24 protein-coding genes are annotated in these 24,893 nt (G+C 55.5%); 4 read left to right on the top strand and 20 right to left on the bottom strand.

From position 1 onward, the window contains the following. Nucleotides 1–112: 112 nt before the first annotated feature. Genes ntrC through dusB form a run of 3 tightly spaced genes read right to left on the bottom strand, consistent with a single transcriptional unit; the run spans nucleotide 113 to nucleotide 3,692 of the window. Nucleotides 113–1,564, bottom strand: coding sequence for a nitrogen regulation protein NR(I) (gene ntrC / locus M2418_RS08660; RefSeq protein WP_250981708.1), 1,452 nt, complete (start codon nucleotides 1,562–1,564; stop codon nucleotides 113–115). Next, nucleotides 1,561–2,709, bottom strand: coding sequence for a nitrogen regulation protein NR(II) (locus M2418_RS08655; protein WP_192488732.1), 1,149 nt, complete (start codon nucleotides 2,707–2,709; stop codon nucleotides 1,561–1,563). The genes ntrC and M2418_RS08655 overlap by 4 nt, the downstream gene beginning before the upstream one ends. Beyond that, nucleotides 2,706–3,692 (bottom strand): tRNA dihydrouridine synthase DusB, encoded by a 987-nt coding sequence (dusB, locus tag M2418_RS08650; protein WP_312945989.1) that lies wholly within the window; start codon nucleotides 3,690–3,692, stop codon nucleotides 2,706–2,708. The genes M2418_RS08655 and dusB overlap by 4 nt, the downstream gene beginning before the upstream one ends. Before the next feature lie 316 nt (nucleotides 3,693–4,008). On the opposite strand from dusB, the gene M2418_RS08645 reads away from it, so the two are divergent. Together M2418_RS08645 and M2418_RS08640 are read left to right on the top strand one after the other, a co-directional pair. Continuing rightward, nucleotides 4,009–5,199 carry a bifunctional 2-C-methyl-D-erythritol 4-phosphate cytidylyltransferase/2-C-methyl-D-erythritol 2,4-cyclodiphosphate synthase gene (locus M2418_RS08645; protein WP_250981709.1) on the top strand — a complete coding sequence of 397 codons (1,191 nt, stop codon included), beginning with the start codon at nucleotides 4,009–4,011 and terminating at the stop codon, nucleotides 5,197–5,199. After that, nucleotides 5,196–5,699 (top strand): CinA family protein, encoded by a 504-nt coding sequence (locus tag M2418_RS08640; protein WP_259146013.1) that lies wholly within the window; start codon nucleotides 5,196–5,198, stop codon nucleotides 5,697–5,699. The genes M2418_RS08645 and M2418_RS08640 overlap by 4 nt, the downstream gene beginning before the upstream one ends. On the opposite strand, the gene M2418_RS08635 is transcribed toward M2418_RS08640, so the two are convergent. Together M2418_RS08635 and M2418_RS08630 are read right to left on the bottom strand one after the other, a co-directional pair. Next, complete coding sequence (locus M2418_RS08635) at nucleotides 5,700–6,149, bottom strand: type II toxin-antitoxin system RatA family toxin (RefSeq protein ID WP_250981711.1); 450 nt, start codon at nucleotides 6,147–6,149, stop codon at nucleotides 5,700–5,702. A gap of 9 nt (nucleotides 6,150–6,158) precedes the next feature. Then, nucleotides 6,159–6,728: an AAA family ATPase gene (locus M2418_RS08630; protein WP_405049407.1), complete on the bottom strand. Its 570-nt coding sequence runs from the start codon at nucleotides 6,726–6,728 to the stop codon at nucleotides 6,159–6,161. A 192-nt stretch (nucleotides 6,729–6,920) separates the two neighbouring features. Between M2418_RS08630 and M2418_RS08625 the strand changes: the two genes are divergently transcribed. Further along, nucleotides 6,921–7,103 carry a hypothetical protein gene (locus tag M2418_RS08625; RefSeq protein WP_192488726.1) on the top strand — a complete coding sequence of 61 codons (183 nt, stop codon included), beginning with the start codon at nucleotides 6,921–6,923 and terminating at the stop codon, nucleotides 7,101–7,103. A gap of 113 nt (nucleotides 7,104–7,216) precedes the next feature. On the opposite strand, the gene lipA is transcribed toward M2418_RS08625, so the two are convergent. The 15 genes from lipA to M2418_RS08550 form a co-directional block, all read right to left on the bottom strand. Continuing rightward, complete coding sequence (gene lipA, locus M2418_RS08620; RefSeq protein WP_259146011.1) at nucleotides 7,217–8,188, bottom strand: lipoyl synthase; 972 nt, start codon at nucleotides 8,186–8,188, stop codon at nucleotides 7,217–7,219. A 132-nt stretch (nucleotides 8,189–8,320) separates the two neighbouring features. Further along, nucleotides 8,321–8,569, bottom strand: a complete 249-nt coding sequence (locus M2418_RS08615; protein ID WP_259146009.1) for a GlsB/YeaQ/YmgE family stress response membrane protein — start codon at nucleotides 8,567–8,569, stop codon at nucleotides 8,321–8,323. A gap of 66 nt (nucleotides 8,570–8,635) precedes the next feature. Continuing rightward, nucleotides 8,636–10,081 (bottom strand): dihydrolipoyl dehydrogenase, encoded by a 1,446-nt coding sequence (gene lpdA, locus M2418_RS08610; RefSeq protein ID WP_259146007.1) that lies wholly within the window; start codon nucleotides 10,079–10,081, stop codon nucleotides 8,636–8,638. Nucleotides 10,082–10,170: 89 nt separating this feature from the next. After that, nucleotides 10,171–10,437: a YdcH family protein gene (locus tag M2418_RS08605; protein WP_259146006.1), complete on the bottom strand. Its 267-nt coding sequence runs from the start codon at nucleotides 10,435–10,437 to the stop codon at nucleotides 10,171–10,173. 89 nt (nucleotides 10,438–10,526) lie between these two features. After that, nucleotides 10,527–11,177 (bottom strand): SGNH/GDSL hydrolase family protein, encoded by a 651-nt coding sequence (locus tag M2418_RS08600; RefSeq protein WP_192488721.1) that lies wholly within the window; start codon nucleotides 11,175–11,177, stop codon nucleotides 10,527–10,529. Nucleotides 11,178–11,237: 60 nt separating this feature from the next. Further along, nucleotides 11,238–12,581, bottom strand: a complete 1,344-nt coding sequence (locus M2418_RS08595) for a pyruvate dehydrogenase complex dihydrolipoamide acetyltransferase (protein ID WP_259146005.1) — start codon at nucleotides 12,579–12,581, stop codon at nucleotides 11,238–11,240. Nucleotides 12,582–12,596: 15 nt separating this feature from the next. Continuing rightward, a complete protein-coding gene (locus M2418_RS08590) occupies nucleotides 12,597–14,015 on the bottom strand; it encodes a pyruvate dehydrogenase complex E1 component subunit beta (RefSeq protein WP_259146003.1) in 1,419 nt (472 codons plus the stop codon). Between the two features lie 18 nt (nucleotides 14,016–14,033). Then, complete coding sequence (gene pdhA / locus M2418_RS08585) at nucleotides 14,034–15,080, bottom strand: pyruvate dehydrogenase (acetyl-transferring) E1 component subunit alpha (RefSeq protein WP_192488718.1); 1,047 nt, start codon at nucleotides 15,078–15,080, stop codon at nucleotides 14,034–14,036. 151 nt (nucleotides 15,081–15,231) lie between these two features. Next, the gene (locus tag M2418_RS08580) at nucleotides 15,232–15,549 is read right to left on the bottom strand and encodes a septum formation initiator family protein (RefSeq protein WP_259146621.1); all 318 of its coding nucleotides are present in this window, start codon (nucleotides 15,547–15,549) and stop codon (nucleotides 15,232–15,234) included. Between the two features lie 172 nt (nucleotides 15,550–15,721). Further along, nucleotides 15,722–16,996 carry a phosphopyruvate hydratase gene (eno, locus tag M2418_RS08575; RefSeq protein WP_259146002.1) on the bottom strand — a complete coding sequence of 425 codons (1,275 nt, stop codon included), beginning with the start codon at nucleotides 16,994–16,996 and terminating at the stop codon, nucleotides 15,722–15,724. Between the two features lie 144 nt (nucleotides 16,997–17,140). Then, nucleotides 17,141–17,989 (bottom strand): 3-deoxy-8-phosphooctulonate synthase, encoded by an 849-nt coding sequence (gene kdsA / locus M2418_RS08570; RefSeq protein WP_259146000.1) that lies wholly within the window; start codon nucleotides 17,987–17,989, stop codon nucleotides 17,141–17,143. Further along, nucleotides 17,989–18,879 (bottom strand): VOC family protein, encoded by an 891-nt coding sequence (locus tag M2418_RS08565; protein ID WP_259145998.1) that lies wholly within the window; start codon nucleotides 18,877–18,879, stop codon nucleotides 17,989–17,991. The genes kdsA and M2418_RS08565 overlap by 1 nt, the downstream gene beginning before the upstream one ends. 188 nt (nucleotides 18,880–19,067) lie before the next feature. Further along, nucleotides 19,068–19,415 (bottom strand): RcnB family protein, encoded by a 348-nt coding sequence (locus M2418_RS08560; protein ID WP_192488715.1) that lies wholly within the window; start codon nucleotides 19,413–19,415, stop codon nucleotides 19,068–19,070. A gap of 167 nt (nucleotides 19,416–19,582) precedes the next feature. Beyond that, nucleotides 19,583–20,617, bottom strand: a complete 1,035-nt coding sequence (gene mgrA / locus M2418_RS08555; protein WP_259145997.1) for an L-glyceraldehyde 3-phosphate reductase — start codon at nucleotides 20,615–20,617, stop codon at nucleotides 19,583–19,585. A gap of 152 nt (nucleotides 20,618–20,769) precedes the next feature. Further along, on the bottom strand, nucleotides 20,770–23,220 hold the full coding sequence (locus M2418_RS08550) for a glycoside hydrolase family 2 protein (protein ID WP_259145995.1): 2,451 nt from the start codon (nucleotides 23,218–23,220) through the stop codon (nucleotides 20,770–20,772). Between the two features lie 528 nt (nucleotides 23,221–23,748). Here M2418_RS08550 and M2418_RS08545 point away from each other — a divergent pair. After that, complete coding sequence (locus M2418_RS08545) at nucleotides 23,749–24,795, top strand: LacI family transcriptional regulator (RefSeq protein WP_259145993.1); 1,047 nt, start codon at nucleotides 23,749–23,751, stop codon at nucleotides 24,793–24,795. The last annotated feature ends 98 nt before the right edge of the window (nucleotides 24,796–24,893 follow it).

The following is a 24,893-nucleotide window of genomic DNA, read 5'->3' as shown; positions in this document are numbered from 1 at the left end:
CTTGTCCAATGGCAGCCTGACAGCGGAATCACTCTGATGAAATTGTCCCGCGTGTTTTTCAAGCAACACAATGTGGCGAAAATGCAACGAGAATTTCGCGCCTGTCAATATCTCAGGTCGTACGCGAGCTACGATACACCGAGACACCCAGCTCACGGATTTTCTTGCGCAACGTGTTGCGGTTGAGACCGAGAAGATCGGCTGCCTTGATCTGGTTGCCCCGCGTGGCCGTTAAAGCCGCGAGAATAAGCGGATATTCCATCTCGCGCAGGACACGGTCATAGAGGCCAGCAGGCGGTAAATCGTCCCCAAAACCGGAGAAATACTCGCGCATATTTTCTTCCACGGCCTGCGAGATTGTTAGCGTACCGGTGCGGACATTCATCTTGTCCATCGGACGTTCAGGCACATCGGAATTCAATTCCGAATCGATGATCTCCTTGGTGATGACTTCCTGCGGATAAAGAGCCATCAAACGACGAATAAGGTTTTCCAGCTCGCGCACGTTGCCAGGCCAGGCATAGGCCTTCATCAGTTCCAGCGCTTCGGTTTCGAATCGCTTGCCTTCAAGTCCTTCCTTTTCACCCTGCTGGATGAAGTGGCGCACCAGATCGGCAATGTCTTCTGCACGGTCACGCAACGGCGGCAGGCGCAGCGGCACCACGTTAAGGCGGTAGTAAAGGTCTTCACGGAACAGACCCTGATTGATGGACTGTTTCAGATCCTTGTTGGTGGCAGCAACAATGCGGACATCGGTGCGGATCGGTGTACGACCGCCAACAGTGGTGTATTCGCCCTGCTGCAGCACCCGCAACAGTCGGGTCTGTGCATCCATTGGCATATCGCCAATTTCATCGAGGAACAGTGTACCGCCTTCGGCCTGCTCAAACCGGCCGGTGGAGCGGTTCTGTGCGCCGGTAAAGGCACCCTTTTCGTGGCCGAACAGTTCGGATTCAATCAGGTCACGCGGAATGGCCGCCATGTTGATCGCCACGAAAGGACCGTTGCGACGCTTGCCATAATCATGCAGCGCCCGTGCCACCAGTTCCTTGCCCGTACCGGATTCACCTGTGATCATCAGCGTCAGGTCGGTCTGCATCAGACGCGCCAGCACGCGGTAGATTTCCTGCATGGCAGCGGAGCGGCCGACCAGCGGCATGCCGTCCTGCATGTCGTCATCCAGCTTGGCAGGCTTGCGCTTCGGCTCAGCCAGGGCGCGACCAATGATGGCAATCAGCTCAGTCAGGTCGAATGGCTTTGGCAGATAATCATAGGCACCCTTTTCCGACGCCTTGATGGCCGTCATGAAGGTGTTCTGCGCACTCATGACGAGCACGGGCAGTTCGGGACGAGCCTTCTTGATGCGTGGCAGCAGGTCAAATGCATTTTCGTCAGGCATTATCACGTCGGTGATAACCAGGTCCCCCTCACCTGCAGAAATCCAGCGCCACAATGTGGCGGCATTGGAAGTAATACGCACGTCATAACCGGCTCGGCTGAGAGCCTGGTTAAGCACAGTGCGGATGGCCGCGTCATCGTCGGCCACAAGGATCGTCGCTGTCATGGGGTATTTCCTGTCGGGTTCGGAATTGTACGCTCTTCCTGCGCTATTTCCGGTGAAACGGGCATGAGAACACGGAATGTTGTGCGATGGTTCTGGCTGTCGCATTCGATAATGCCGCCATGGGCACCAATCAGCTTGGCCACCAGCGCCAGACCGAGGCCGGAGCCATTGGTCTTGGTGGTAATGAACGGGTCAAAAAGATACGGCAAAAGGTCCGACGGAACGCCGGGACCATTATCCACCACACAAAACTCAAGCGGCAGCGAAATACGCTCACGCGTTCCGGCAACCGAAAGCCGGATGCCCGGACGGTAAGCTGTGGTCAGAACGATTTCGCCATCCTGCTGGTTGCCAATCGCCTCGGAGGCGTTCTTGACCAGATTGAGGAAAATCTGCACGAGCTGGTCGCGGTTGGCATAAACCGGCGGCAAGGACGGATCGTAATTTTCGCTGATCTTGATGTTGCGGGCAAAGCCCGCCTTGGCAACAGCCTTCACGTGATCCAGCACCGAGTGGATGTTGACGGGAACGCGGTCCACGGGACGCTCGTCGGAAAACACTTCCATACGGTCAACCAGCGACACGATACGGTCGGTCTCGTCACAGATCAGGCGTGTCAGCGCACGGTCATCATCGGCAACCGATGTCTCGAGAAGCTGTGCTGCACCACGAATGCCCGAAAGCGGGTTCTTGATTTCGTGGGCCAGCATCGAGGCAAGGCCGGACACCGAACGGGCAGCGGCACGATGGGTCAGTTGACGGTCGATCTTGTCGGCCATCGAACGTTCCTGAAACACCACAACCACCGAGCCGGGTTCGCTGACAACCGGTGCCACGTAAAGGTCAACCAGCTTTTCCTGGCCAAGCCGCGGCGAGCTCAGGTCCACGCGGTATTCATTGACCGGCGCGCGACGTTCGCGCACCTGCTCGATCAGCGCCAGCAGCGGACTGCCGAACGGAATGAAGGTCGAGATTCGGTACCGTGCCAGATGGGCGGCACTGGCGCCAAAAAACGCTTCCGCTTCCCAGTTGGCAAAGGCGATGAATCCTTCGGCATCAACCAGAACCACCGGATTTTGCACCGCGTTGAGAACAGCCATGGCAAGCGCATTGCTGGCTGCCGGATCATGTGTCGGAACAGTCATGCTGCCTTCCTTGCAGCAAACAATGCTGCGCCTTCTTCCAGAGCAGCACGCACCATCTGCGTGACCTGCGCTGCATTTTTCGATGTCATGATCGTTGCCTTGTCCTGTCCCGCCATGTGCGGCGCGAACCTTTCCAGATACCAGCCAAGGTGTTTGCGCGCGTGGCGCAACCCTGCCTCAAGCCCATAAAACTCAAGCATCATTTCATAATGTTCAACGGCGAGGGCTGCGATATCCTGTCGCGCAGGGCCGTCATGTCCGGCAAGCACGGCTGGCAACCACGGCTGGCCCTGTGCGCCACGTCCCGCCATCACCGCATCGGCACCCGAGCGGCGCAAAATTTCCTTGGCATCTTCCACCGTCTCGACATCGCCATTGGCAATCAACGGTACGGAAATGGCATCACGAACGGCGCGAATGGCATCCCAGTCGGCCCGTCCCTCGTAAAACTGCATGCGGGTGCGGCCATGAATGGTAATCAGCTGCACGCCCGCATCCTGTGCACGCCGTGCGATCTCTGGCGCATTGAGGGAGTTCTCATCCCAGCCAAGACGCATCTTCAATGTTACTGGAACCTTGACGGCATTGACTGTCGCCTCGATCAGCGTCAGCGCATGGTCAGGGTCACGCATCAGCGCAGAGCCGGAATAACCGCCCGTCACCTTCTTGGCTGGACAGCCCATATTGATATCGACGATATCTGCGCCATTGGCTTCAACGATCTTGGCAGCCTCGGCCATCCAGTGCGCCTCACGTCCGGCCAGCTGCACCATGTGCGGCGTCATGCCTGCGTTTCTCAGCCGCGCCCAGGATTCACCACGGTTGGCCACCAGCTCGCGGCTTGCCACCATTTCCGTTACCACCAGCCCGGCACCGAAACGCCAGGCGATCTGCCGGAACGGCAGATCAGTTACCCCCGACATAGGCGCAAGGACAGCCCGGTTACGAACGGTTACGGAGCCGATATTAAAAGGCGCTGACAACTCCGGGATGGGCAATTGATGATCTTTCGTGCAGAATTATGCTTTGCATTATTTTTAGACATATATTGCGCAGTTGCCAAGCACTTTCACACGGCAATGTGCTGCTTTTATAAAGATCAGGGATTGCAGAGGCGTGATAACGACGCGCGTGATCTTAAAAACCGGGCAAATGATCGATTTACTCTCAAGCCTTTGACCAAGCAACGCCAAGGCTGCAAAAGCCTTTTGTTGTTTGGGACTCTGGACCGCTCAAGTCAACTCCTTTACGAGCAGACAGCATCTTGGATCAATTGATGAGAGAAGTGAGACAGACAGCATGAAAACCGGCGTCATTATTGTTGCCGCTGGCCGTGGCGAACGGGCAGGCTCCCCGCAGGATGGACCGAAACAATACCGGTTGATTGGAGGAAAGCCCGTCATTGAGCACACGCTTGAGGTTTTCTTGGCCTGGGCAAAATCCCCTGCCATCACCGTGGTCATTCATCCAGACGACAAGGACCTGATTGCCCCCGTGCTGCAACGCCTCGATGCAGGCGACCGCATTCGCACCGTGCTTGGTGGCGCAACCCGCCAGCAATCCGTCCTCGCTGGCCTGAAAGCCATGGCGCCGGATGACCTTAGCCACGTCATGATCCATGACGCCGTGCGGCCCTTCATCGATCACGATCTTCTGGACCGCGTGGCCAACACGCTGTCGCAAGGTGCCCAAAGCGCCCTGCCCGTGCTTGCTGTCACCGATACGCTGAAGCGTGGCTCGGCCGCCGGTTACAGCGAAGAGACCGTACCGCGCGCTGGCCTTTACGCCGCCCAGACACCGCAGGCTTTTGCCTATCAGGCAATTACGCACGCCCACGAACAGGCCGCCTCTTCCGGACGGGATGACTTTACCGACGATGCCTCGATTGCCGAATGGGCGGGGCTGCCGGTCAAGCTCGTCGAAGGGCTGGTCGACAATGTAAAACTGACTTTGAAACGGGATATCACCATGGCCGATGAAAAACTCACCCAGGCACTGCCGGATGTACGCACAGGTAACGGCTATGATGTTCATCAGCTTGAGCCAGGTGATGGCGTGACCCTGTGCGGCGTGTTCATTCCCCATGACCAGAAACTCATGGGACACTCGGATGCTGACGTTGCCCTGCACGCGCTGACCGATGCCCTGCTGGCCACCTGCGGCGCAGGCGACATCGGCGACCACTTCCCGCCATCCGATCCGCAGTGGAAGGGTGCCGCATCGCGCATCTTTCTGGAACATGCTGCCAACGTCGTGCGCGGAAATGGCGGCACCATCATGAATGCCGATGTGTCGCTAATTGCCGAAGAACCGAAGATCGGCCCGCACCGTCAGGCCATGCGCGAAATGTTGTCGGAAATTCTCGGCATCACACTGGACCGTTGCTCGGTCAAAGCCACCACCAATGAAAAGATCGGCTTTGTCGGCCGCAAGGAAGGCATTGCCGCCATTGCCACTGCGACCGTGGTCTATCAAGGCCGCCAGGCATGAGCATCTTCCCGGACGATATCGCAGCATTGGCGCAAAAGATGATCTCGCACGGCACGGCCCGTGGCGAGATGGTCTCGACGGCGGAAAGCTGCACCGGCGGTCTGATTGCCGGCGCACTGACCGAAATCGCCGGTTCATCCGCTGTGGTCGACCGGGGATTTGTCACCTACACCAACAAGGCCAAGGCCGACATGCTGGGCGTACAAGACAAAACGCTTGAAACATTCGGCGCGGTGTCGAAAGAGACCGCATTGCAGATGGTCCAGGGTGCGCTGCTGCGCTCAAGGGCCAGCCACGCCGTGGCGGTCACCGGCATTGCCGGTCCGGGCGGCGGTTCTGACGCCAAGCCGGTTGGCCTTGTGCATCTGGCGGCGATGAGCCGCAACGGCGCGATCCTGCACCGCGAAATGCGCTACGGCGACATTGGTCGTGATCAAGTGCGTCTCGCCACCGTCAAAACGGCACTGGAAATGCTGCTGGACGTGTCTGGAGCAAAATAATCAGGTGCCGTAAATCTTGTCGGCCCGCGCCTCGAAGGCTTCGGCAAACATCCGGAAGGCCCGGTCAAACATCGTGCCCATGACGGCACTTAAAATGCGGCTTTTGAATTCGTAATCGATGAAGAAGTGAACCGAGCAACCGCCATCGTCCATTGGCTCGAAGCGCCAGCGATTATCGAGATATTTAAATGGGCCATCGAGATATTTCACATCAATGGCCAGATCATTGCCATTCAGCAGAACCTGTGTGGTGAAGGTTTCGCGGATCGCCTTGTAACCAACCGTCATATCCGCAATCAGCAGCGCCTTGCCGTCCCGTTCCTTGCGGGAACGCACGGTCAGGCCTTCGCACAGAGGCAGAAATTCGGGGTATCGCTCAACGTCGGCAACCAAAGCATACATGCGTTCTGGGGAATGCTTGACGGGGCGACTGGTTTCAAACTGCGGCATAGTCCGCAGTTAATCTGCGAGCATCAGAATATCAAGAAGCCTTTGCATGTCGCGGCGTGATTTCACCTGAAAGATCGGCACATCGGGGCCGTATCGTTCAAAATTGCGCAAGAAAGCCGGCGCGTATTTCTTCTCGAAGTTCCAGATATATTCCAGGAACTCCCCGTCCGGCAAAGGCTCCGCACAGCCATCCGCCATAGCCGGCCTGACTGTGCCATAATAACGTGCCACGCGGCGGGCAATGCCGGTCAGGCACACAAAGCGCGACATGCGCACCCAGATGACGATGTCGGTGCGTGGCAAACGAATGTCAAAGGTCGATGGATTGCTGCCATCCATCACCCAGCGATCCCGCGCAATCAGCTCTTCGAGCAATGCGTGCTGCTCAACCCTGTCCCGCTGCTGCCAACCGGGTAACCACCTGATGTCACGATCGATCGACTGATATTCCAGCCCGAATTTTGCGGCCAGCTTGAGAGAAAGCGTTGTTTTTCCGCCACCTGAGCAGCCAACCACCATGATGCGGGATGCCTGTCGAATGAGACTTGCCGCTTTTTGCGCTTCATCAATTTTCTGCATCATACCCCTCACCTCAATGCAGCTTCCCGAAATTGACTATTGCAACCATGCCTACAGGATTGCTATTGATTTGCCACAATGAGTACATCTTTTGGGTGCAAACGAGGCAAGCCTCCCAACTTGTTTCTGTATCGGACATCCGAAGAATACTTGCCTTAACAACAATTCAGGTTTGACCTGCCGAGTGAGCCGATGGACGATTTTTCAAATATCATCAACCTTCTTGAATCCGCAAAGCAACTGGCATCGATGAATGGCATGCCTGTTTTGGCCTATCTTATCGATGTTGCCAAATGTGAAGCGCGCGAGAACAAGCCGACACTTCGCAAGCGCAAGCGTGGCGAGTCCACCGCGAAAGAAGAAACCACAGCATGACGCAAAAGGCTGCCGCCTGTGATGTGGCAGCCGACTGACAAGCGGAAATGCACCCCATAAAAAAAGCGCCCTTGAGGCGCTTTTTTATTGTCCTGATCAGGCCGTTGTCCCGATTATTCGGCAGCAACGAGAAGCTTCTTCTCACGTGCGGCACGCAGACGCGCAAAGTCATCACCGGCATGGTGCGAAGAACGGGTAAGTGGGCTGGACGACACCATCAGGAAGCCCTTGGTGTAAGCCACAGTCTCGTAAGACTTGAACTCTTCCGGCGTGACAAACTTCTCGACCTTGTGGTGCTTGCGGGTCGGCTGCAGATACTGGCCAATGGTGATGAAATCCACATCGGCAGAACGCAGGTCGTCCATGAGCTGCAGCACTTCGTTACGCTCTTCGCCAAGGCCAACCATGATGCCGGACTTGGTGAACATGGTCGGATCCAGTTCCTTCACCCGCTGCAACAAACGTACCGAATGGAAGTAACGCGCACCCGGACGAACCGTCAGGTAATTGCCCGGCACGGTTTCCATATTGTGGTTGAACACGTCAGGCTTGGCCGCAACAACACGCTCCAGCGCGCCTGGCTTCTTCAGGAAGTCTGGCGTCAGGATTTCGATGGTTGTGCCAGGCGATGCCGCACGAATCGCCCAGATCACCTTTTCAAAGTGTTCAGCGCCACCATCAGCCAGATCGTCACGGTCCACGGAGGTGATAACGACGTGAGACAGACCCATCTGCTTGACGGCCTTGCCGATGTTCTCAGGCTCGTTCTGATCAAGTGGATTCGGCTTGCCGGTCGACACGTTACAGAAAGCACAGGCACGGGTGCAGATTTCACCCATGATCATGAATGTCGCGTGTTTCTTGCTCCAGCACTCGCCAATGTTGGGACAGCCTGCTTCTTCGCACACTGTCACCAGCTTGTGAGAACGAACCAGTTCGCGGGTTTCCTGATACCCTTTCGAGGTCGGCGCCTTGACGCGAATCCACTCAGGTTTGCGCGCAACCTCGGTATCTGGCTTGTGAGCCTTTTCCGGGTGGCGAACACGCTTTTCTTCCTGCGAAGTCCTGTCGAGAATGGTGACCATGAAAACCTGCTTTCACCGAGTTTTACGGCTGATTAGAACAATTCCAGAAAAACTGTAAGGGGATTTTCTGGAAGGGCCTAAAATAATGGGTCTCAGGACACGTTGCCGTGAAACAACCTGTCCTGTCTTGATTTACCGCCGGACGATTTTGGCAACAAACAGCAACAGGCTGGCACCAAGAAACGCGGTGATGAAATAGCCCAGACGGCTATCCTGCACGAAAACATCGAACTGGCGCAGCACGGCAACAGCCACAACAGAACCGACGATACCCAGGATAATATTCATGAAAATGCCGAAGCGAATATCCATCAGCTTGCCTGCGAGCCATCCGCCCAGACCACCAATGATAATTGCACCAATCCAGCCAACACTTTCCATGACCTACTCCGTTAAAGTTCCGCTCCCCAAAAGGATTTACTCCAGATAGGGAGCGGCAGATTTCAATCAAGCATTCAGAACGCGACCATAGGCGTCCAGCACGCTTTCCTTCATCATTTCCGACAGGGTCGGATGTGGGAAGATCGTGTGCATCAGTTCTTCTTCTGTGGTTTCAAGGTTCATCGCCACCACGAAGCCCTGGATCAGTTCGGTCACTTCTGCACCAACCATGTGCGCGCCGATCAGCTCACCGGTCTTCTTGTCGAAGATGGTCTTGATCATGCCCTGGTCTTCACCCAGCGCGATTGCCTTGCCGTTGGCCGCGAAGGAGTAACGGCCCACGCGGATTTCGCGGCCCTGTTCTTTCGCCTTGGCTTCCGTCAGACCGACCGAAGCGACCTGCGGGTTGCAGTATGTGCAGCCTGGGATCTTGCTCTTGTCCATCGGGTGAACATTCGGCAGACCGGCAATCTTTTCAATGCAGATCACGCCTTCATGCTCGGCCTTGTGGGCGAGCATCGGAGGACCGGCAACGTCGCCAATGGCGTAAAGGCCCGGCACGTTGGTCTTGCCGTAACCGTCAATGACCACGCAACCGCGATCCGTCTTGACGCCTAGTGCTTCCAGACCAAGGTTTTCGATGTTGCCCTGCACGCCAACAGCCGAGATCAGGCGATCAGCCGTGATCTGCTGAATCTTGCCGTCCTTGGTTTCAACATGCGCCGTAATCGAGTTTGCACCCTTTTCGACCTTGGAAACCTTGGCTTCGGTGATGATCTTCAGGCCACGCTTTTCAAGCTGCTTGCGGGCGAAAGCGGAGATTTCCGCATCTTCGACCGGCATGACATTGGCCATCAGTTCGACAACGGTCACGTCAACGCCCATGGAGCGGTAGAAGGACGCAAATTCGATACCGATGGCGCCGGAGCCCATCACGACAATAGACTTCGGCATGAAGTCAGGTTTCATCGCTTCGAAATACGTCCAGATCAGCTTGCCATCCGGCTCGATGCCTGGCAGCGCACGCGGACGTGCACCTGTGGCAACGATGATGTGCTTGGCTGTGTAGGTGCCCTCACCCAGAACGCCCTTTGGAACAGGGTTTTGTGGCTGAACGGCAGGCTTGGCCGTCTTGCCGACAACGATCTCGTTTGGTTTGGTCAGCTTTGCCTCGCCCCAGATCACGTCGATCTTGTTCTTCTTCATCAGGTAGGCAACGCCACCGTTGAGACGAGCGGAAACGCCACGCGAACGTGCAACAACTTCCTTCACGTCGGCGGTGATGGTGCCGTCCAGCTTCAGACCGTAATTCTTGGCGTGATTGGCATTATCAAGCACTTCGGCAGAGCGCAGCAGTGCCTTGGTTGGAATGCAGCCCCAGTTAAGGCAGATGCCCCCCAGATGCTCGCGCTCGACAATGGCCGTCTTCAAACCAAGCTGGGCAGCACGAATGGCAGTGACATAACCGCCGGGACCGGAACCGATAATGATGACGTCATAGGCGTTCGACATTTAGGCTATCACTCCTTGTTTCATTTTTGAGGTGGCGCGAGGCATTCGCATTCCACCCTTTTGTCGGGAGCAAAGCCTGGGCTTGAAGCCTATTGTCCGAAATCTTCCGGTATTGGCTCGGCCGCTGTCAGCATCCCGTATATTTCGTCTTTCAGGACCATTCTGCGCTTGCGCATATCGGCCATATGAAAATCATCACATGGCTCGATACCTGTCTCCGCCCGGTGAATTTTCTGGTTTAGCGCCTCGTAAGCGGCGCTGATCCTGTGAAAGTGTCCGTCACGCTCGCGCAGATGGCGAATGAGGCTGACATATTCAGCAAATTCCTCGGGCAGTTGGTGCGGTGTGTTCGACATGCCGTAACCTCCGTTTTGCGGTTGATACGGTCAGGCTAGACGCCCGCTGCATTCGCTCCTTGATCCTTATCAAAACCTGTCAAATTGCATTACAATCCAAGCATCATGCGCACGACCGGCTCCAGGCCGCGACCAAGCGCACGGGTATTTTCTGCGTCCAGATGCACGCCATCAATTGGTGTGGCAACAGAGACCGAACCGGCGTCAAAGAAGCCGCATTCCTTCTCGTCCGCCAGATCGCGGTAAAGCGAGGCAAGCATCTTGGATTCCTCAACCGCACCCGCATACATTGCCGCGAAATAGGAATTTGCGGTTTCGCAGATCAGTGGCGGTGCAACGATCAGAATTTCCGGTTGCTCATCCGAGCCGAAATGCCATTCGTGACGGCGCACCAGGCTGACGAGCCTTTTAACGCCGCTTGTCGCAGCAACGGCAAAACCGCCGCCAGCAAGGCCACGTTTCAAATCGTTGGTGCCAAGCATGATGATGACGAGATCAAGCGGACCATGGCTGTGCAACAGCGTTGGCAAGGTGCGTGCACCATTGCGATCAAAGTCAGACAGGTTATCGTCATAAACAGTGGTACGGCCGTTCAGGCCTTCGGCGATGACAACAACGTCATTGCCCAATGCCTTTTGCAAGACAGTCGGCCAACGATCATCAATCGCATGACGCCCCATATTGGCCGCGTCATAACCCCATGTCAGACTATCGCCATAGCAAAGAACAGTCTTCGTCACGTGCAGCTCCTGAATACAGCGAGCCGAAAACCATATGCGGTTTTCGGCTCTGCTCTTTTCTTAAACCAGCATGCCCATCGGGTTTTCGATGTAGCGTTTGAAAGCACCGAGAAGTTCAGCACCCAACGCGCCATCAACGCAACGGTGGTCAGTGGACAATGTGACCGTCATGACATTGGCGATCTTGAGCTCGCCATTCTTGACAACCGCACGCTGTTCACCGGCACCGACAGCCAGAATGGTGGCATGCGGTGGGTTCACAACAGCCGAGAAGCTCTTCACGCCCATCATGCCCATGTTGGACACGGCAGTCGTGCCGCCCTGATATTCTTCAGGCTTCAGCTTGCGCTCCTTGGCGCGCTTGCCGAGATCCTTCATCTCGTTGGAGATGGCAGACAGCGACTTAAGCTCAGCCTGACGAACGATCGGGGTGATCAGACCACCGGGGATCGACACGGCAACGCCAACGTCAGCATGCTTGTGCTTGACCATGTTGGTTTCGGTCCAGGATACGTTGGCATCCGGAACGTCACGCAGGGCAAGGGCAAGCGCCTTGATGACCATGTCATTGACCGACAGCTTGTAGGCCGGCTTGCCATCCTTTTCAGGGGAAGCAGCATTCAGCTGGGCGCGCAGTGCCATCAGGGCATCCAGTTCGCAATCCACGGAAACGTAGAAATGCGGAATGGTCTGCTTGGATTCCTGCAGGCGCTTAGCAATGGTCTTGCGCATGCCGTCATGTGGCACAAGTTCGTAAGAACCCTGCTCGAACAGCTTGAGAACGGCCTCTTCGCTCATGCCCTTTGCAGCGGTAGGTGCCGAAGCAGCGGCAGCAGCAGCGGTTGCCGGAGCAGCCTTTGCACCACCGGACGCAACGGTCTTTTCAATGTCAGACTTCACGATACGGCCACGTGGACCGGAACCGGAAACCGTAGACAGATCAAGACCAGCTTCCTTGGCCAGACGGCGTGCCAGTGGCGACGCAAAAACGCGTTCGCCAGACGGTTCAGCCTTGGCAGCAGGTGCCGGTGCCGCAGCAGGTGCAGCGTTAGCGGCAGGAGCAGGCGCAGCCTCGGATTTTTCTTCCTTCGGTGCTTCTGCCTTTGCCTCAGCCTTGGCCGGGGCAGCATCGCCACCCTTGGCCGCAGCCGCTACATCTTCACCTTCTTCAGCAAGAATGGCGATCAGTGCGTTGACCTTGACCGCATCGGTTCCAGCTGGAACCACGATCTTGGCAACGACGCCTTCATCGACAGCTTCCACTTCCATGGTTGCCTTGTCGGTTTCGATTTCGGCAATCACGTCGCCGGGAGCAACCTTGTCGCCTTCCTTGACCAGCCACTTGGCGAGATTACCCTCTTCCATCGTGGGAGACAGGGCAGGCATTGTAATGTTGATAGGCATCGAAACGCCCTCCCCTTATTTGTAGCAGACGGTTTTGACGGCCTGTACGACTTCATCCACGTTCGGCAGAGCCAGCTTCTCGAGATTGGCCGCGTAAGGCATTGGAACATCCTTACCGGTAATCGACAGGATCGGCGCATCCAGATAGTCAAATGCAGCGCGCTGAACCTGGTTTGCAATGAAGTCACCAACCGATGACTGCGGGAAGCCTTCTTCAACGGTTACCAGACGGCCGGTCTTCTTGACGGACTCGATAACGGCAGGAAGGTCCATCGGACGGATGGTGCGCAGGTCGATCAGTTCGACGTCGATGCCGAGCTTTTCGAGTTCGGCAACAGCCTTGACCGCATAGGTCATGCCGATACCGAAGGAAACGATGGTCGCATCCTTGCCCTGGCGGTGAATGCGTGCCTTGCCGATTGGCAGCACGAAATCATCCAGCTTCGGAACATCGAAGCTCTGACCGTACAGGATTTCGTTTTCAAGGAAGATGACCGGGTTTGGATCGCGGATAGCAGCCTTGAGCAGACCCTTGGCGTCAGCAGCCGTGTACGGCATGACGACCTTGAGGCCAGGAATGTGGCTGTACCATGCGGCATAGCACTGCGAGTGCTGTGCACCAACGCGCGCAGCAGCGCCCGACGGACCACGGAACACCATTGGCGCGCCCATCTGACCACCAGACATATAGAGCGTCTTGGCAGCTGAGTTGACGATCTGGTCAATGGCCTGCATCGCGAAGTTGAAGGTCATGAACTCGACGATTGGCTTCAGGCCAGTCATCGCAGCGCCGACGCCGATACCGGCAAAGCCGTGTTCGGTGATTGGCGTATCGATAACGCGCTTTGCACCAAACTCCTGCAGAAGACCCTGAGTGATCTTGTAGGCGCCCTGGTATTCGGCAACTTCTTCACCCATGACGAAGACTTTTTCGTCAGAGCGCATTTCTTCGGCCATCGCATCACGAAGAGCTTCGCGAACAGTGGTGGACACAAATTCTGTACCAGCCGGAATATCCGGGTCAGCAGCAACTTCAATCTTTGGAGCAGCAGGAACCTTGGCAGCGTCCTTGGAAGCAGATGGCTCTTCGCTTGCTTCGCGTGCCTTGCCGCCAGCAGCGTCAGAGGCAGAAGCCTCAGCCTTCGGCTCTTCCTTCTTCGGTGCTGAAGAAGAAATGGCGTCAGCGCTTTCGCCGTCCTGCAACAGAACAGCAATCGCCGTGTTGACCTTGACGTTTTCAGTACCGGCATCGATCAGGATCTTGCCGATAACACCTTCGTCAACAGCTTCCACTTCCATGGTTGCCTTGTCGGTCTCGATTTCAGCGATCACGTCACCGGAGGTAACCTTGTCGCCTTCTTTCTTGAGCCACTTGGAAAGCGTGCCTTCCTCCATGGTCGGGGAAAGTGCAGGCATAAGAATTTCAATAGGCATGGATTCTTTCTCCCCGGATCAGAGCAGAATATCGGTGTAGAGCTCGGATACATCCGGCTCCGGATCGTTCTGGGCGAAGTCGGCACTGTCGGCAACGACGTCACGGACATCCTTGTCGATAGCCTTGAGTTCGTCTTCGCTTGCCCAACCCTTTTCAAGGAGGCGTGCCTTGACCTGTTCGATCGGATCCTGCTCGGAGCGCATCTTCTGCACTTCTTCCTTGGAGCGATACTTTGCAGGGTCAGACATCGAGTGACCACGGTAACGGTAGGTCAGCATTTCAAGAATGATCGGACCCTTACCGGAGCGGCAATGTTCAAGCGCTTCGTCAGCAGCAGCCTTCACGGCGCGAACATCCATGCCGTCAACCTGGATACCAGGGATACCGAAAGATTCACCGCGCAGCGAGTAGTTGGACTGTGCCGTTGCACGGGCAGTCGAGGTACCCATGGCGTAACGGTTGTTTTCCACGATGTAGACGATCGGAAGTTTCCACAGAGCTGCCATGTTGAAGCTCTCGTAAACCTGACCCTGGTTGGCAGCGCCGTCACCGAAATACGTCACGGAAACATTGCCATTGCCGCGGTAGTGGTTTGCAAACGCAAGGCCAGTGCCGAGCGAAACCTGCGCACCAACGATACCATGACCACCGTAGAAATGCTTTTCCTTGGAGAACATGTGCATGGAGCCGCCCTTACCCTTGGACAGACCACCACGACGGCCGGTGAGTTCGGCCATAACACCACGGGCACTCATGCCAGCTGCCAGCATATGGCCGTGGTCACGGTAAGCGGTGATAACCTGGTCGCCTTCCTGCTGGGACATCTGCATGCCGACAACGACAGCTTCCTGACCGATGTAAAGGTGACAGAAGCCGCCGATGAAGCCCATACCGTAAAGCTGGCCAGCCTTTTCTTCGAAACGGCGAATCAGCAACATTTCCTTGTAGGCATGAAGCTCTTCGTCTTTGCCGAATTCGGCTGCATTTTTTCCGGTGAAGTCCTTTGCGGCGGCTTTCGCCGTCGTCTTACGGCCGGATACGGACGCGGTTTTACGTGGCGCCATTGATCCCTCCCTGAGTTGCCGGTTGCTTGTTCATGTGGCGCGTACAATATGCAAGAAAGCGCGCCACAGCAATGCCATAAATGCATGGCTCGTATTCAAATTAAATAGCTGATTTTCAACAGAAAAAGTTGATTAACTTGAATTGAGTTAATCAAAAATATCCATTCAGGATGACAATTTCGTCGCTGCGGGACACATTCAGTTGGTAGCGCGCAATTTCGTCAATCATGTCCCGCTCGAGCGAACCATCGCTCAATGCTTCAACCTGACGTTCAAGGGCAACACGGGTTTCGGTCAGGCGTGAAAGCTCACCGCTTCTGGCCAGGCGCTGGCGTTCAAAACGCTCGGTCGCAATCAGTCCATATTCACCATGGATGCAGTGGTAGCCAAAATAAGAGAGAAAAGCGACTGTGATAGCGGGCACGACGAAACGCCCGAATTTTCTTTTCTTGTGATGTCGTGTCCACATTCCGGAAAAAGCCTTGAAACGCATTACCTTTTCGCAACAGTAACGCGGATTGCTTAACCATCCGTTGACCATAGAGCCGAGTTTGGTCTGATATTTTCAAGCCAGACGGGAACAAAAAAGCCCGAACCAGAAGGCACGGGCTTTTTAAAAATCATGTCACCAGACGCAGATATCAACCGCGCAGGATCGAACGACCTGCATAGGACGCCTGTGGACCGAGCATTTCTTCAATGCGGATCAACTGGTTGTATTTGGCAAGACGGTCGGAGCGCGACAGCGAACCGGTCTTGATCTGACCGCAGTTGGTGGCAACTGCGAGATCGGCAATGGTCGAATCTTCAGTTTCACCGGAGCGGTGAGACATCACAGCCGTGTAACCGGCCTTGTGTGCAGTCTCGACAGCGTCGAGCGTCTCGGACAGCGAACCGATCTGGTTGACCTTGACGAGGATCGAGTTGGCAACGCCCATCTTGATACCGTCACGCAGACGCGCAGAGTTGGTCACGAACAGATCGTCGCCAACCAGCTGAACCTTGGAGCCGATCTTATCGGTCAGGTACTTCCAGCCGTCCCAGTCGTCTTCAGCCATGCCGTCTTCGATCGAGATGATTGGGTACTTGGCAGCCAGTTCGGCAAGGTAATCAGCCATGGCTTCCGGCTCGAGCGTGCGGCCTTCGCCTTCCATCTCGTATTTGCCGTTCTTGAAGAATTCGGTCGATGCGCAGTCAAGACCAAGGAAAACGTCGTCGCCCGGCTTGTAACCAGCCTTTTCAACGGACTTCATGATGAAGTCGAGAGCTTCAGGCGCGCTCTTGAGGCCCGGTGCGAAACCGCCTTCGTCACCAACGTTGGTGTTGTGGCCCTGCGCTGCCAGTTCCTTTTTCAGAACGTGGAAGATTTCTGCGCCCATACGGACGGAATCACGAATGTTGTCAGCGCCGACTGGCAGAATCATGAATTCCTGGAAGTCGATCGGGTTGTCGGCATGTGCGCCGCCATTGATGATGTTCATCATTGGAACCGGCAGAACATGGGCGTTCGGGCCACCAACATAACGGTACAGCGGCAGGCCGGACGATTCGGCAGCAGCCTTTGCAATCGCCAGCGAAACGCCGAGAATGGCGTTGGCGCCGAGGCGGGACTTGTTCGGTGTGCCATCCAGGGCAATCATCATCTGGTCGATCTGGATCTGGTTTTCGGCGTCGAAACCGCCAATAGCATCAAAGATTTCGCCATTGACTGCATCAACAGCCTTTTCAACACCCTTGCCCAGGTAACGCTTGCCGCCATCACGCAGTTCTACAGCTTCGTGTGCACCTGTCGAGGCGCCCGACGGAACAGCAGCGCGGCCCATGGAGCCGTCTTCGAGGTAAACATCGACCTCAACGGTCGGGTTACCACGGCTGTCGAGAATTTCACGTGCAATGATATCGGTAATAGCGGTCATGGTCTCTCCCTTGGGAATGGAACAGTCGTTCTGAGCCTGTCTTAGCGGATGGGCAAGAAATTACAATGACGGCAATCCCGATGAGGGACGCCGCCACGCAATTAAGCTCAATTTTAAGTTAAAGTGCAGCAAAAGCTGGGCATATCAGGCCTTTGCGATAGCATCGAAGGCCAGAAGCTTTTCCAGCAGACGTGGCATATCCTTCAGATGCACCATGTTCGGGCCGTCGGACGGCGCATTATCTGGGTCTTCATGGGTTTCAATGAACACGCCGGCAACACCAACGGCAATCGCCGCACGCGCCAGTGTTTCCACGAATTCACGCTGGCCACCGGTGGAGCCACCCTGCCCGCCCGGCTGCTGCACGGAGTGAGTCGCATCAAAGATAACAGGTGCGCCAAGCGATGCCATGATTGGCAGCGAGCGCATGTCTGACACCAGCGTGTTGTAACCGAACGACGCACCGCGTTCACACAACATCACATTGGGGTTGCCGCTTTCATTCAGCTTGGACAGAACATTCTTCATGTCCCAAGGCGCCAGGAACTGGCCCTTCTTGACGTTGACGACACGGCCGGTCTTGGCGGCCGCCACCAGCAGGTCCGTCTGGCGGCTAAGGAAAGCAGGTATCTGCAGCACATCGACAACAGGTGCCACGATGGCGCATTGTTCTTCGGTGTGGATATCGGTCAAAACAGGAAAGCCGAATTCTTTTTTCAAGTCGGCAAACACGTCGAGTGCCTTATCAAGGCCGATGCCGCGCTTGCCCGACAGTGATGTGCGGTTGGCCTTGTCGAAGGACGACTTGTAGACAAGACCGAGACCGAGCTTGGCGCACAGTTCTTTCAGCGTACCGGCAATCATGAAGGCATGATCGCGGCTTTCCATTTGGCACGGACCGGCAATCAGCGAGAATTGTTTGGTGTTGCAAAACACCACCTGTCCCGCGCCTTCACCAGCGACCACGTCCAGTTTGTTTTTCATGACAGACATTACTCCTCGAACGCAAAAAATGCGCCTTGTCCAGAAGCAGGCGCTACCGTTATGCGGCCGCCCGTGCGTGTAGATGCCACGCCATTAGCAGCAAGAAGCGCCTCTGTCACGGCAAGATCGGCAACTGTGTAGACGATACCGGCACCGTATAATTCATGGGGAATGACAACATCCTCCATTCCCGGCAGCGCCTGTGCCACTTCGGTGGTAAGAATGGTGATGCGGGCATTGCGTGTTTCAAACGTCACGCCGTCAGCAAGCAGCTGTGGAGGTTTGCCGAAAACCGCCGTAATCAACACAGCGTAATCTGCTGGCCGTTTGGCAGACAGGATGATCGTACCAATGCCGCTCACGCCATTGGCATGTTTTTCAAGGGCGGAACGATCGACCGGCAACGCCACCAACCGTTGGCAGGAAAACAGGAAAAATGCCCGCATGCGCGCCTCGGCGGCAAAAGACAGCAGGAAACGTCCCTCACCCGTCGTGCCGTCAGGCTTTTTCATCGGTCGTGAAAATTGCAGCATGCCGCCAGCCGACATGTGGCGAGCCTCAAAACGGGCGTGGTCACTCACCGCATCGGAGGTCTTGGCAACAATGGCGCTGAAACCTTCTGCACCACGGGCGGCGCGAAACAGCTGGTCGCGCCGGGTAAAACTGTTGGTCGCATCAATGGAGGATTTGTAGACCGCCTTGTCGCCGATCGCCAGCGGCTCAAGATAGGTACCATCAGAGAAAAACACACAGGCATTTTCGGTGCCGAACGGATGTCGGGCATCCGCAGCAACGGTAAAACCAAGCGATACCAAACGGTCGCGCGTCGACTCCAGGCCGGAAACCGGCAACACCAGATGGTCAACAGACTGCGTAATCGCAGAATCAGCAGAAAACACGGCATCTCCTAAATTTAAAAAGGGAGAGATCAATTAACTGCCAAGATAGAATACCCATTGGCGACATTTGTATGAACACGTGCTGCGCGCATATCATCGCGTTTCGATTATTTGTGCAATGCAGGAATAACAAAATCCCCGACGCAGGCGCATCGGGGATCCAAAACTGTCAGATTTGTGCGGACCAATCAGCGTGCAGCCGACAGACCAACGATCAGTCCGGTCAATGCGTTGACCAGAAGGAACTGGTTATCAACGCGTACCCAGCGCTCGTTTCTCTTTGGCTCGCGCAATTTGTAACGGCGGTACTCGCGCTGGTCGATGTAATGGTTGCGCTGTGCAGACGAGAGCCGCTCGCCACGCTTCCAGTTGCGCTTCTTGACGATGACCTTCTTTTCAACGTGCCGTTCAATGACCACACGCTCATTGCGGCCACGGTCATGACGGGGACCATTGTCGTAACGGCTCTGTGCCTCGGCAGCCAAAGGCGCGGCCAATACAGTAGCGGCAAGAAGCGTAGCAAAAAGTTTTTTCATTGGGGTTTCCTCAGCGTTTCGATGGTTCGAACCTAAGACCCCAAGGATGAATGAAAACTGAATTTTAAATTACATTTTAGTAATGATTATTAACACTTGAGAACCATTCCTCAAGCATTGATTGATGTGAAAACGCCCGGATTTCAAGGCCCGGGCGTATCCATGACTTACTTCTTCAACTCAGCAGATTTGGCCCAAAGGTTGATATCTGCTTCCTTGGCGTGGGCATCGATGAACGCCAGTTCTTCCGCCGTGAAATCCGGTTTGTCGAGCGCCTTGACGCAATCGATCACCTGTTCCGGCTTGCTGGCGCCAATCAGTGCCGAGGTGATGCGGCCGTTGCGCAGAACCCAGGCAATGGCCATTTGCGCCAGTGTCTGGCCACGCTTTTCAGCCAGCGAATTGAGCGCACGGATATTCTCGACATTCTTGTCGTTGAGGAACTTCGGGTTCAACGACTTGCCCTGTGCTGCACGGCTGCTGTCTGGAATGCCACCGAGATATTTGGTGGTCAGCATGCCCTGCGCCAGCGGCGAGAACACGATGGAGCCAATGCCCAGCTCTTCCAGCGTATCGACCAGACCATCCTCTTCAATCCAGCGGTTGAGCATAGAGTAGCTCGGCTGGTGAATGATGCATGGCGTGCCGAGATCCTTCAGGATCGCAGCCGCTTCGCGGGTACGCTTGGAATTGTAGGACGAGATGCCGACATAAAGCGCGCGGCCGGAGCGCACGATATGATCAAGCGCACCACAGGTTTCCTCAAGCGGTGTATCCGGGTCAAAACGGTGGGAATAGAAAATATCCACATAGTCGAGACCCATGCGCTTCAGGCTCTGGTCGCAGGACGAAATCAGATATTTGCGGCTGCCCCACTCGCCGTAAGGGCCTGGCCACATGTTGTAACCGGCCTTGGACGAGATGATCAGTTCATCACGGTAACCGGCAAAATCAGTTTTTAGGATTTCACCAAATGCCGTTTCGGCGCTGCCGGGAGGCGGGCCGTAATTGTTGGCCAGGTCGAAATGGGTAATGCCCAGATCAAACGCCGTGCGGCAGATATCCTGCTTGGTCGAGTGTGGGGTATCGTTACCGAAATTATGCCACAGGCCGAGCGAAATGGCAGGTAATTTCAATCCGGTCTTGCCGCAATGATTGTATTTCATGGTTGCATAACGGTTTTCAGCCGGTTGCCAGGCCATGCGCCTCTCCTCCTCTAATGTTCGGTAATCGCCCCCGTCCGGAAAATGGTCGGTGGCGTCATGAAAATGAACCGATACAAACGGGCACCGGTTCACCAAGTACAGACTAGTCACAGGCCGTTTTCATTTCAACCTGTGGCGAAAAATTGCTTTCACACGTAGCTGGAATAGAGATCATAAATGCGGAATTGCGGGGTAGAATTATCCTCGCTTTTCCGGGTTGGCGTGAAGATGATCTTGCGCACTTCGCCGGCGGAGAGATCAAACACATTGTCCGAATAACGGCCCGGTACATCGCTTTCCAGCATCACGAACAACGCAAGACCACTGGCCCGCACGCTGATTTCCACCTGACCACTGGCCAGTGTCGCCGTTTCAATTTCCAGCCCGGCCGGTCTGAAATCCAGCATCTTGTAAGTATCAGGCACATGATGTCCCTCGCCCGTCATGCCGTTGGAGGCAATAAAGTCCCAGACCAGAATGGCATCGGCCGGAATATCGGACAGTTTCACCTCAAGCAGTGTCGCGGCAGCATTAGTGCCGCATTCACCATTGGCAGAGCGCAGTGGAATGCGTTCGCCATCCAGTCCCATAACATAGACATTCATGTCGATAGCAACATTCTCCGTGGTGTCATTGACCATCGAGAACGCAAGTGTCTGGCCATCATCTCCAGGAATGGCAGCCACCGATACAGGCTGGAAAAACCGTCGGGCCAGATAGTGCAGCGCCTTCCAGCTACCACCATAATCAAGGCTCGACCATGAGGCGACCGGCCATGTGTCATTCAGCTGCCAGTACAATGTCCCCATGCAGTGAGGTTTCAGCGAACGCCAGAATTCAACGGCGGTCTTGATGGCAAGCGCCTGCTGCACCTGGCTGAGATAAACGAAGTTGTCGAAACTCCCTGGGAAGCGGAAATAACGGAACATGGTGCCGGCAATCCGCTCATTGCCACCGACATTCTTCTGGTGATGCTCAATGACAGGCGACGAGATATTCATGTCCTTGTCATCGGCGTAACTGCGGATGACATTCATCGACGTATAGGACTGGAAACCGAATTCCGAGCAGAAGCGCGGACGGATCGACCGATAATTGTCGAAGGATTTGTTCTCGTGCCATACTGACCAGTAATGCATGTCGCCCGAACCATCGGCATGCCATGCATCGCCATAATCGAGATATCCCGATGCCGGGCTGGATGGCCACCAGATTGCCTCTGGCGCAGCTTTCTTCAAGGCGGTCTCAATAGTGCGGTTCAGACGGTCATAGGCCACCAGATACCGGTCGCGGTTTTCCAGCGGCTCCTTGAACCATGTCAGCGCGCCGACCAGCTCATTGTCGCCACACCACAAAACAATGGAGGGATGTGATGACAGGCGGCGCACCTGATAATCGACTTCCTTGTCGACATTTTCGAGGAAATCGTCGGTGCATGGGTAAAGGTTGCAGGAGAACATGAAGTCCTGCCACACCATAAGTCCAAGCCGGTCGCACAGATCATAGAACCAGTCCGCCTCGTAAAATCCGCCGCCCCAGACACGGATCATGTTCATGTTGGCCTCAACGGCCGAGCACAACAAATCTTCTGTCTTGTCCTGCGACGTCAGCGAAAACAACGCGTCGGCCGGTATCCAGTTGGCGCCTCGGCAGAAAATCTCACGGCCATTGATGCGGAAGGCAAACCGGCTGCCCGCGTCATCCTTGTCGGTCAGCAATTCCACTGTGCGCAAACCAATTTGCCTGACAATAGTCTCGTCGGGCAGTTCAACCTTCAACTCGTAAAGCGCCTGTTCTCCACTGCCCGCTGGCCACCACAGCTTGGGGTTTTCGACATGGAACACATGCCGCACCACGGTCTCGCCAGCTGAAACGCCAATATCCAGACGCAATCTGTCATCACCCAGTGACAGATGCAGCGGCACGATGACCGGTTCTGCCGCAAACAATGTTACCGCCACATGCACCTCAACGCCGCTGTCGACATGCAACTGGTGCGTCACGACATGTTCGACGCGCGCGCTGTCCAGCTTTTTCAGCGCAATCGTGCCGTAGCAACCCAAAGGTGCAATGGCGAGGTTCCAGTCCCAGCCGAAATGCGATTGCGGTTTGCGCAGCATGTTGCCATTGGCAATCGGCGAATTGCCAGTGTGATACGGCACGTAAAACGGCTGTTTGGCCTGCCGTTCCTCACCTGCCCGGATGCTGGAATGGAAATGAATACGAATGACATTTTCACCCTGCTGCAGTGCCTTTGAGACATCCGGTCGATACCGGCGGAAACAATTGTCGGCACTCAGCACCGGCGCATCATTCAAAAACACCACGGCCACCGTATCGAGATTATCGATATCCAGATACCAGGATGCATCCACCTCATTGATGGTAAAACGACGCTCCACAATCCAGTCCTGCTGCGCCACCCATTGCACGTCATTTTCATTGCGGCCACGATACGGGTCAGGAATGAGATCGGCCGCAAGCAGTGCAGAATGGACGTCTCCCGGCAAGCTCATGATCGTCTTGTGGGCGCCATCAGCGGAGGTCAGAGACCACTCGCCGGAAAGATCGATCATGTTTGCGGATTCGTGCGAAGTCATGGGAAGTCCTGTACTAGAATCATCAACGGATGGCCCGGTGCCAGGTGACTAACAACAGTTATGGACATCAAAGCCATCCTACGACGTCCTCCTCATCGTTGGCCAACCGGGCGGAAACGTTACAGATAAAAATGCAAACAGCAAGGACGGGTTCCGCCAGCCGCCGCGTCCACGAGCGAATATGTGTTGCAAATCAACAGCAACGGCGGACGATCATATCGGTTAGGCGGCTGTTTATATTTTCAAATTGAAAAAAATATTATACAGTATTTGCAACTGGCCCTGCGAAATATGGGCGGCTTCGGCAAAGCCGAATTTTTCGGGAACAAACTAACCTGTTTTACTTAGCGTCGCGGACCGGAAAATCGGATGATTTTCGGTTTGCCCGAATGCCATACGTCTGAAATGAGGTTCGGCAGTGCGTGATGACAGGCATGGAAATACGTCGCGCCTTGCTCCGCGTTCTCTACTGGAACCGGCTTCATGGCTTTCACTCTCATTCAATACCTATACGGCCACTGATTCCAAATGAACGAAAGCGTGACACCACCGGCAGCTATCACACTGGCGCCAAATGAGAGACCCACTCTCAAAACCATCGCCCAGATGACCGGGCTGGGTATAACCACGGTGTCGCGAGCGCTGAAAGATGCGCCGGATATTGGCGCCGATACCAAGGAACGTGTCCGTCTTATTGCCGATCAGATCGGCTACCAGCCAAACCGCGCCGGCGTTCGCCTCAGAACCGGCAAAACCAACGTTATCGCTCTGGTGCTGAGCATCGAAGAAGAGCTGATGGGCTTCACCAGCCAGATGGTGTTCGGCATTTCCGAAGTACTGGCCGGAACACAATATCATCTTGTGGTCATGCCGCATTCCCACAGCAAGGACCCGATGGGACCGATCCGCTACATTCTCGACACCGGCTCTGCCGATGGCGTGATCATTTCGCGTATCGAGCCGAAGGATGAGCGCGTGCGCTTGCTGACCGACCGCAAGATGCCCTTTTCCACCCACGGCAGAACGGACATGAATATCGTCCACCCCTACCACGACTTCGACAACGAGGCGTTCGCTTACGAAGCCGTCAAGAAGCTGGTCGAAAAGGGTCGCAAACGCATCTCCATCCTGTTGCCGCCGAAAAAACTGTCCTTCCACGATCATGCGCGGGCTGGATTTGACCGGGCAATCAAGGACTTCGGCATCAGCGAAGTACCGCTGGATCATGTGACCATCGAAACCAATCTTGAGGAAACCCGCAATCACGGCGAACAGCTGATGCGCTCAGCCACCCCGCCGGATGGTTTCATCTCGATCAGCGGCAGCTCCACCATTGCGCTGATTGCCGGCTTTGAAGCAGCCGGCAAAAAGCTCGGTGTCGACTTCGACATGATTTCAAAACAATCCGCGGAGTTCCTGAACTGGATCCGCCCGGAAATCTACACCATCAATGAAGATGTGCGTGAGGCGGGCCGCGAGCTTGCCAAAGCGGTTCTGGCCAGCATTGGCGGCAATCCACCGGCCCAGCTGCAAAGTCTCAGCAAACCGGTTTGGTCGCGCGCTTTCCCAGACTGAAACCGCGACAGTTCAACATCTCCAAAATCGCAATAAAAATGGCCCGACAAGCGGGCCATTTTTGTATCTAAAGTCGACTTTCCAACAGGTCATTCTCC

The organism is Rhizobium sp. BIGb0125 (genome assembly GCF_024810055.1).
Classification (GTDB): domain Bacteria; phylum Pseudomonadota; class Alphaproteobacteria; order Rhizobiales; family Rhizobiaceae; genus Agrobacterium.
This window is presented reverse-complemented; position numbering and strand designations above follow the sequence as displayed.

Bases quoted from the DNA above. Each gene is read 5' to 3' on its own strand.
- M2418_RS08605 (WP_259146006.1), bottom strand. From the start codon at position 10,437: ATGTCGAACACACCGCACCAACTGCCCGAGGAATTTGCTGAATATGTC.
- lipA (WP_259146011.1), bottom strand. From the start codon at position 8,188: ATGGTCACCATTCTCGACAGGACTTCGCAGGAAGAAAAGCGTGTTCGC.
- M2418_RS08625 (WP_192488726.1), top strand. From the start codon at position 6,921: ATGGACGATTTTTCAAATATCATCAACCTTCTTGAATCCGCAAAGCAA.
- M2418_RS08590 (WP_259146003.1), bottom strand. From the start codon at position 14,015: ATGCCTATTGAAATTCTTATGCCTGCACTTTCCCCGACCATGGAGGAA.
- M2418_RS08595 (WP_259146005.1), bottom strand. From the start codon at position 12,581: ATGCCTATCAACATTACAATGCCTGCCCTGTCTCCCACGATGGAAGAG.
- M2418_RS08560 (WP_192488715.1), bottom strand. From the start codon at position 19,415: ATGAAAAAACTTTTTGCTACGCTTCTTGCCGCTACTGTATTGGCCGCG.
- kdsA (WP_259146000.1), bottom strand. From the start codon at position 17,989: ATGTCTGTCATGAAAAACAAACTGGACGTGGTCGCTGGTGAAGGCGCG.
- M2418_RS08630 (WP_405049407.1), bottom strand. From the start codon at position 6,728: ATGCAGAAAATTGATGAAGCGCAAAAAGCGGCAAGTCTCATTCGACAG.
- eno (WP_259146002.1), bottom strand. From the start codon at position 16,996: ATGACCGCTATTACCGATATCATTGCACGTGAAATTCTCGACAGCCGT.
- M2418_RS08580 (WP_259146621.1), bottom strand. From the start codon at position 15,549: ATGTGGACACGACATCACAAGAAAAGAAAATTCGGGCGTTTCGTCGTG.
- M2418_RS08615 (WP_259146009.1), bottom strand. From the start codon at position 8,569: ATGGAAAGTGTTGGCTGGATTGGTGCAATTATCATTGGTGGTCTGGGC.
- M2418_RS08640 (WP_259146013.1), top strand. From the start codon at position 5,196: ATGAGCATCTTCCCGGACGATATCGCAGCATTGGCGCAAAAGATGATC.
- M2418_RS08550 (WP_259145995.1), bottom strand. From the start codon at position 23,220: ATGACTTCGCACGAATCCGCAAACATGATCGATCTTTCCGGCGAGTGG.
- pdhA (WP_192488718.1), bottom strand. From the start codon at position 15,080: ATGGCGCCACGTAAAACCGCGTCCGTATCCGGCCGTAAGACGACGGCG.
- M2418_RS08645 (WP_250981709.1), top strand. From the start codon at position 4,009: ATGAAAACCGGCGTCATTATTGTTGCCGCTGGCCGTGGCGAACGGGCA.
- lpdA (WP_259146007.1), bottom strand. From the start codon at position 10,081: ATGTCGAACGCCTATGACGTCATCATTATCGGTTCCGGTCCCGGCGGT.
- M2418_RS08655 (WP_192488732.1), bottom strand. From the start codon at position 2,709: ATGACTGTTCCGACACATGATCCGGCAGCCAGCAATGCGCTTGCCATG.
- ntrC (WP_250981708.1), bottom strand. From the start codon at position 1,564: ATGACAGCGACGATCCTTGTGGCCGACGATGACGCGGCCATCCGCACT.
- mgrA (WP_259145997.1), bottom strand. From the start codon at position 20,617: ATGGCCTGGCAACCGGCTGAAAACCGTTATGCAACCATGAAATACAAT.
- M2418_RS08635 (WP_250981711.1), bottom strand. From the start codon at position 6,149: ATGCCGCAGTTTGAAACCAGTCGCCCCGTCAAGCATTCCCCAGAACGC.
- M2418_RS08545 (WP_259145993.1), top strand. From the start codon at position 23,749: ATGAACGAAAGCGTGACACCACCGGCAGCTATCACACTGGCGCCAAAT.